This is a genomic window from Streptomyces sp. NPDC057307 (genome assembly GCF_042667665.1).
GTDB lineage: Bacteria > Actinomycetota > Actinomycetes > Streptomycetales > Streptomycetaceae > Streptomyces.
In genome coordinates this window covers 1-6,363 of the sequence record NZ_JBHUZM010000237.1, presented here as the reverse complement: position 1 = coordinate 6,363, position 6,363 = coordinate 1, and the positions used below count along the sequence as shown (strand labels likewise).

4 protein-coding genes are annotated in these 6,363 nt (G+C 73.0%); all 4 read left to right on the top strand.

The window, feature by feature from the left end; all coding sequences use genetic code 11:
- Positions 1-34: 34 nt before the first annotated feature.
- The 4 genes from ACFUN8_RS36600 to ACFUN8_RS36585 all read left to right on the top strand — a co-directional run bounded on the left by ACFUN8_RS36600 (position 35) and on the right by ACFUN8_RS36585 (position 6,318).
- Complete coding sequence (locus tag ACFUN8_RS36600; RefSeq protein ID WP_383647553.1) at positions 35-3,331, top strand: DNA polymerase III subunit alpha; 3,297 nt, start codon at positions 35-37, stop codon at positions 3,329-3,331.
- A 13-nt stretch (positions 3,332-3,344) separates the two neighbouring features.
- Positions 3,345-4,352: a hypothetical protein gene (locus tag ACFUN8_RS36595; protein WP_383647551.1), complete on the top strand. Its 1,008-nt coding sequence runs from the start codon at positions 3,345-3,347 to the stop codon at positions 4,350-4,352.
- A gap of 53 nt (positions 4,353-4,405) precedes the next feature.
- Positions 4,406-5,251: a class I SAM-dependent methyltransferase gene (locus tag ACFUN8_RS36590; protein WP_383647548.1), complete on the top strand. Its 846-nt coding sequence runs from the start codon at positions 4,406-4,408 to the stop codon at positions 5,249-5,251.
- Between the two features lie 170 nt (positions 5,252-5,421).
- A complete protein-coding gene (locus tag ACFUN8_RS36585; protein WP_383647546.1) occupies positions 5,422-6,318 on the top strand; it encodes a lipase family alpha/beta hydrolase in 897 nt (298 codons plus the stop codon).
- Positions 6,319-6,363: the final 45 nt, after the last annotated feature.

Sequence of the window (6,363 nt, the reverse complement as noted above, 5' to 3'; positions counted from 1 at the left end):
GTGCGTGGTGGCGTAGATCCGCCCGGGGTGGGGGGTGGCGGGGGGGGGGGCCGACCCCCCGGCGGCCGGGGGGTCCGCGGCGGGGCCGGCGGTCGGGCGGCGCCCCCGGGCCCGCGGCGGTGCCTTCATCGACGAGTCCGCGCCCCGTACCGTCTTCCTCGCCCGCGACGGCGCCACCGGCTGGGCCGACCTGTGCCGGCTCGTCACCACCGCGCACGCCGCGGGGGACGGCGGCCCGCTGCTGCCCTGGCAGGACAATCACGGCGCGGGCGTCGTCGTGCTCCTCGGCCCCGACTCCGGCGTCGGCCGGGCACTGGCCGCCGGCCGGACCGGCGACGCCGCCCGGCTGCTCGCCGCCTGGCGGGAGATCTACGGCGACGCCCTGCGTCTTGAGGTCGTCCACCACGGGCGGCAGGGCACCGGACCGGGCTCGCTGCGGCACGCCGCCCGTACCCTCGGCTTCGCCGTCGAGCAGGGCGTACGGGCCGTGCTCGGCAACGCCGTACGGTACGCCGACCCCGGCCAGGGCCCGGTCGCCGATGTCCTCGACGCGGCCCGCCGGCTGGTGCCCATCGACCCGCGCAGGGGCCTGGACAGCGGGGAGCGCTGGCTGAAGGACCCCGCGGCGATGGCCCGTACCGCCGAGCTGGTGGCCGAGTCGGCCGGGCTCGGCCGGGGCACCGCGCACCGGCTGCTGGCCATGACACGGGAGACGGCCGAGAGCTGCCGGGTCGACCCCAAGGGCGATCTCGGTATCGGCACCGTCCACTTCCCCGAGCCGAGGCTGGTCGGCGCCGACCGGCGGACCGCCGCCCGGGTGCTCCGGTCGCGGGTGGCCGCGGGCCTGGTGCGGCGCGGCTACGACCGGAACGTGGACTACTGGCGGCGGGCGGAGGCCGAGCTGGGCACGATCGAACGGCTCGGCTATCCCTCGTACTTCCTCACCGTCGCCCAAGTGGTGGACGACATACGGGAGATGGGCATCCGGGTCGCGGCACGCGGCTCGGGGGCCGGCTCGCTGGTCAACCATCTGCTGGGGATCGCGCACGCGGACCCGGTCGAGCACGGACTCCTGATGGAACGTTTCCTCAATGAGCGCAGACTCGCCGATCCGAACGGCAGGTTCGAACTGCCGGACATCGACATCGACGTCGAGTCCGCCCGGCGACTGGAGGTCTACCGCGCGATCCTCGACCGCTTCGGCCCCGAGCGGGTCGCCGCCGTCGCCATGCCGGAGACCTACCGGGTCCGCCACGCGGTACGGGACGTGGGCGCCGCCCTGTCCATGGACCCCGCCGAGATCGACCGGATCGCCAAGTCCTTCCCGCACATCCGGGCGCGCGACGCCCGCGCGGCGATGGACGAACTGCCCGAACTGCGCGAGGTGGCGAAGGAGTCCCGGCAGGAGGGGGCGAGGCACGGCCGGCTGTGGGACCTGGTGGAGGCGCTGGACGCGCTGCCGCGCGGAATCGCCATGCACCCCTGCGGAGTGCTGCTCTCCGACGCCTCGCTGTTGCGCCGTACGCCGGTCGTGCCCACCAGCGGCGAGAGCTTTCCCATGTCCCAGTTCGACAAGGAGGACGTCGAGAAGCTGGGGCTGCTCAAACTCGACGTGCTGGGCGTGCGGATGCAGTCGGCGATGGCGCACGCGGTCGCCGAGATCGGGCGCGCCACGGGCGAGAAGCTGGACATCGACGATCCGGCGCAGGTGCCGGCGGGCGACCCGGAGACGTACCGCCTCATCCGCTCCGCCGAGACCCTCGGCTGCTTCCAGATCGAGTCGCCGGGCCAGCGCGATCTGGTCGCCAGGCTCCAGCCCGACACGTTCCACGACCTGGTGGTCGACATCTCGCTCTTCCGGCCGGGCCCGGTCGCCGCCGACATGGTGCGGCCCTTCATCGAGGCCCGGCACGGCCGCGCGCCCGTCCGCTATCCGCACGACGACCTGGCGGACGCGCTGCGCGAGACCTGCGGCGTGGTCGTCTTCCACGAGCAGATCATCAAGATGGTCGACATCATGACCGGCTGCGGCCGGGAGGAGGCGGACAAGGTACGCAGAGGGCTCTCCCATCCCGAGTCGCAGGCGAAGATCAAGATCTGGTTCGAGAAGGAGGCCGGGAAGAAGGGGTACGGCCCCGAAGTCGTCGGCCGCGCCTGGGAGATCATCGAAGCCTTCGGGTCGTACGGCTTCTGCAAGGCGCACGCCGTCGCCTTCGCCGTACCGACGTACCAGTCGGCCTGGCTCAAGGCGCACCATCCGGCGGCGTTCCTCGCCGGGCTGCTGACGCACGACCCCGGCATGTACCCGAAGCGGCTGCTGCTGGCGGACGCGCGGCGGCGCGGGGTGCCGGTGCTGCCGTTGGACGTGAACCGGTCGGCGGCGGTCCATCGAATCGAACTGGTGTCTGATGAAGGGGCCGGTACATGGGGGGTGCGGCTCGCGTTCTCCGACGTCCACGGCATCAGCGAGGCGGAGACCGCGCGGATCGAGGCCGGACAGCCGTACTCCTCGCTGCTGGACTTCTGGCAGCGCGCCAGGCCCGGCCGTCCGGTCGCCGAACGGCTGGCGCAGGTGGGCGCGTTGGACGGGTTCGGCGCCAACAGACGGGATCTGCTGCTGCATCTGTCGGAACTGCACGGGGCGACGCGGCGCGCGGGCGGGCAGGGGGACCAACTCCCCCTGGAAGGAGGGCGGCGGACGGCTCCCGCGGGCCTGCCCGACCTGGGCGACGCGGAGCGGCTGAGCGCCGAGCTGGGTGTCCTCGGCATGGACGCGTCCCGCCATCTGATGGCGGACCACTACCCGTTCCTGACGGAGCTGGGCGTGCTGTCGGCGAAACGGCTGCGGGAGGCGCCGCACGGCGCGACCGTCCTGGTCGCGGGCGCCAAGGTGGCCACCCAGACCCCGCCGATCCGCTCCGGCAAGCGGGTCATCTTCACGACGCTGGACGACGGTACGGGCCTGGTCGACCTCGCCTTCTTCGACGACAGCCACGAGGCGTGCGCGCACACCGTTTTCCACTCCTGGCTGCTGCTGGTGCGCGGAGTGGTGCAGCGGCGCGGGGCGCGGAGTCTGAGCGTGGTCGGCGCGGCGGCCTGGAATCTGGCGGAGCTGGTCGAACTGCGGGAGAAAGGCGGCCTGGAGGCGGTCGCCGCCGCGCTCGACGCGCCGGCGCCGACGGCGGGTCGGGGGGCCGAGGCGGACAACGGCCGGCGCATCGAGATGTCCACGGGCTATGCGATGAACCCCTGGGCCGATCTCCGGCCGCCCGGTGAAGGACTGCCCACCGGAAGGAAGTTCTGGCACGCCAGTCCGGGGAGCGCGGGATGAGAGGGAGCGCGGGATGATCCTCTGCGTACGGTTCCACCACGAGGCCGAGACCGGGATCGAGGCCGCGCTGCCCGCCCTGCTCGGGCTGATCGAGGACCTCAGCCCGGTCGTCCAGGCGCTGCCGCCGGACTCCGCGCTCGTCGATGTGCGCGGCGCCGAGCGGTACTTCGGGCAGGACGCGGCCCAGATCGCCGCCGTTCTGCGGGTACGGGCGCTCGCCCATGTCGGGGCCGGCTGCGCGATCGGCGTCGCCGCGACCCCGATGCTCGCCACGATGGCCGCGCGCCGGGCGGCGCCGGGCACCACGCTGACGGTCCCGGACGAGCCGCGGGCGGTCGCGGAGTTCCTGGGGCCGCTGCCGGTCGCCGCGCTGCCGGGGGTCGGCGCGGCGACCGCCCGTACGCTCCGCTCGTACGGACTCGGCACCGTCGGCAGGACGGCGGTCGTACCGCTGTCGACACTGCAACGGGTCGCCGGGGTGCGGATGGGGCGCGAGGTGTACGAGAAGGCCCACGGCATCGACCGTACGACGGTCGTCCCGAACGCGTCCGCCCGCTCGCTCGCCGCCGAACGGGCCTTCCCGCACGATGAGTTGGACCAGGGCCGGCACCGGTCGGCGCTGCTCTCGATCACCGAGGAGCTGGGGGGCCGGATGCGGGTCGACGGGCAGGTGTGCCGCTCCCTGACGCTCACGGTGCGATACGCCGACCGGTCCACGACCACCCGCGCCCGTACGCTGCGCGAACCCACCGCGCACTCCGGCACGCTCATCGCCGTCGCCTACCGGATCCATGACTCGCTCGGGCTCCAACGGGCGCGGGTACGGGGCCTGTCGCTGCGTGCCGAGGGGCTGGCCCCGGCCGAACGGGCCACCCGGCAGCTCACGTTCGACCCCCTGGACGAACGGGCGCGCCGGATCGAGGCGGTGGCGGACCGGGCCCGTGCCAGGTTCGGCCCGAGGGCGGTCGTGCCCGGCACGCTGGCCGTACGCGCGTCCGCGCCGAAGGCGCCGCGACTCTAGAGTTCTCGGATCACACCCCGGATCACACACCCATCGAGCGGAGCGGAATCGACATGCCTGACGGATGGCGGTGGGACAGCACCCTGTTCCGGGGAAGCGCGGCCCACTACGAGCGGGGCCGGCTGCCGTACGCCCCGGGCTTCGCCGGCAGACTGGCCACCGTCCTCGGGTTGGACGGGCGGGGGCGGCTGCTCGACGTCGGCTGCGGGCCGGGCACCGTGACGCTCGCCATGGCGCCGTACGTCGCCGAGGCCGTCGGCGTCGACCCGGACGAGGACATGCTGGCGGAGGCCGGGCGGCGGGCCGAGCGCCGTGGGGTGGGGAACGCGCGCTGGGTGGCCGCCCGCGCCGAGGAACTGCCCGCCGGGCTGGGGGAGTTCCGGGCCGTCGTGTTCGCCCAGTCGTTCCACTGGACGGACCGCGACCGGACCGCCGCCGCCGTACGGGAGATGCTGGAGCCGGGAGGCGCGTTCGTTCATGTCGGCGATCTGAAGAATCCCCTCGCGGCGACGGCGCCGCTGCCGCGGCCCGCTCCTCCGTACGAGCGGATCGGTGAGCTGGTGCGCCGGTATCTGGGTCCGGTACGGCGCGCGGGGCAGGGGACGCTCGTCAACGGCACGCCGAACCGGGAGGACCTGGTTCTGGCGCGGGCGGGGTTCGAGGACTTCCGACGGCATGTCGTGCCGGCCGGGGATGTGGTCGACCGTCCGGTGGACGCCGTCGTGGCATGGGTGTTCTCCCGGTCCGACTCCGCGCCGCATCTGTTCGGCGACAGGCTGGCGGACTTCGAGCGGGATCTGCGCGCGCTGCTGCGGGAGGCGACGTCCGACGGCCGTTTCGCGGAGCGTCTTCCGCCGACCGAGATCATGACCTGGCGCAAGCCGCCTGGTGAGGGGTGACGGCGGGGCGGGGCGCGGCGTCGGCATCCGTTCAATCTTTTACCGACGCGTAACTTCCCTTCCTGTTCCTACTCGTGCGTAACTTGGCATGAGCACAGCCAATCGTGTGGTCCGGGCCACAGGGCTGACAGCTATCGCCTTTTCCCCTTGAGCCGCGAGGAGATCGCTCGATGCTGCCCTGGAAACGCGCGTTCGGACCACTGGCGGCGCTGCTGCTGGCGGTCACGGCCGCCACCACCGCCCCCGCCGTCGCGGCCCCCACCGCGCCCCCCACCGCGACCCCGACAGCCGTCACCGCCGCCGCCGCGAGCAGTGGCTGGAACAACTACTCCTGCAAGCCGTCCACCGCCCACCCCCGCCCCGTCGTCCTCGTCCACGGCACCTTCGCGAACTCCGTCGACAACTGGCTCGGTCTCGCCCCGTACCTGGTGAACCGCGGCTACTGCGTCTTCTCCCTCGACTACGGGCAGCTCCCCGGAGTGCCGTTCTTCAACGGCCTCGGCCCCATCGACAAGTCGGCCGAGCAACTGAGCGCGTACGTCGACCGGGTGCTCGCCGCCACGGGGACGTCGAAGGTCGACATCGTCGGCCACTCGCAGGGCGGCATGATGCCCCGCTACTACCTCAAGTTCCTCGGCGGGGCACCGAAGGTGAACGCCCTCGTCGGACTCGCCCCCGACAACCACGGCACGAACCTGCTCGGTCTGACGAACCTGCTGCCGCACTTCCCCGGCGCGGAGGATCTGCTGACCGAGAAGACCCCGGGACTCGCCGACCAGATCGCGGGATCGGCCTTCCTCACCAAGCTCAACGCGGGCGGTGACACCGTGCCCGGGGTCAAGTACACCGTCATCGCGACCCGTTACGACCAGGTGGTCACGCCGTACCGCAGCCAGTTCCTGTCCGGGCCCGACGTACGCAACGTCACCCTCCAGGACCTGTGCGCGGTGAACATCTCCGAGCACCTGGCGATCGGGCTGCTCGACCGGATCGCGTTCCACGAGGTGGCCAACGCGCTCGATCCGGGCCGTGCCACACCGACGACCTGCGCGTCGGTGGTCGGCTGAGCGAGGACATACCGCGGGGCTCCGGACCGGTCGTCGGCCCGGAGC

Excerpts from the sequence above, each read along its gene's own strand:
- ACFUN8_RS36595 (WP_383647551.1), top strand. The coding sequence starts at position 3,345 with ATGATCCTCTGCGTACGGTTCCACCACGAGGCCGAGACCGGGATCGAG.
- ACFUN8_RS36590 (WP_383647548.1), top strand. The coding sequence starts at position 4,406 with ATGCCTGACGGATGGCGGTGGGACAGCACCCTGTTCCGGGGAAGCGCG.
- ACFUN8_RS36585 (WP_383647546.1), top strand. The coding sequence starts at position 5,422 with ATGCTGCCCTGGAAACGCGCGTTCGGACCACTGGCGGCGCTGCTGCTG.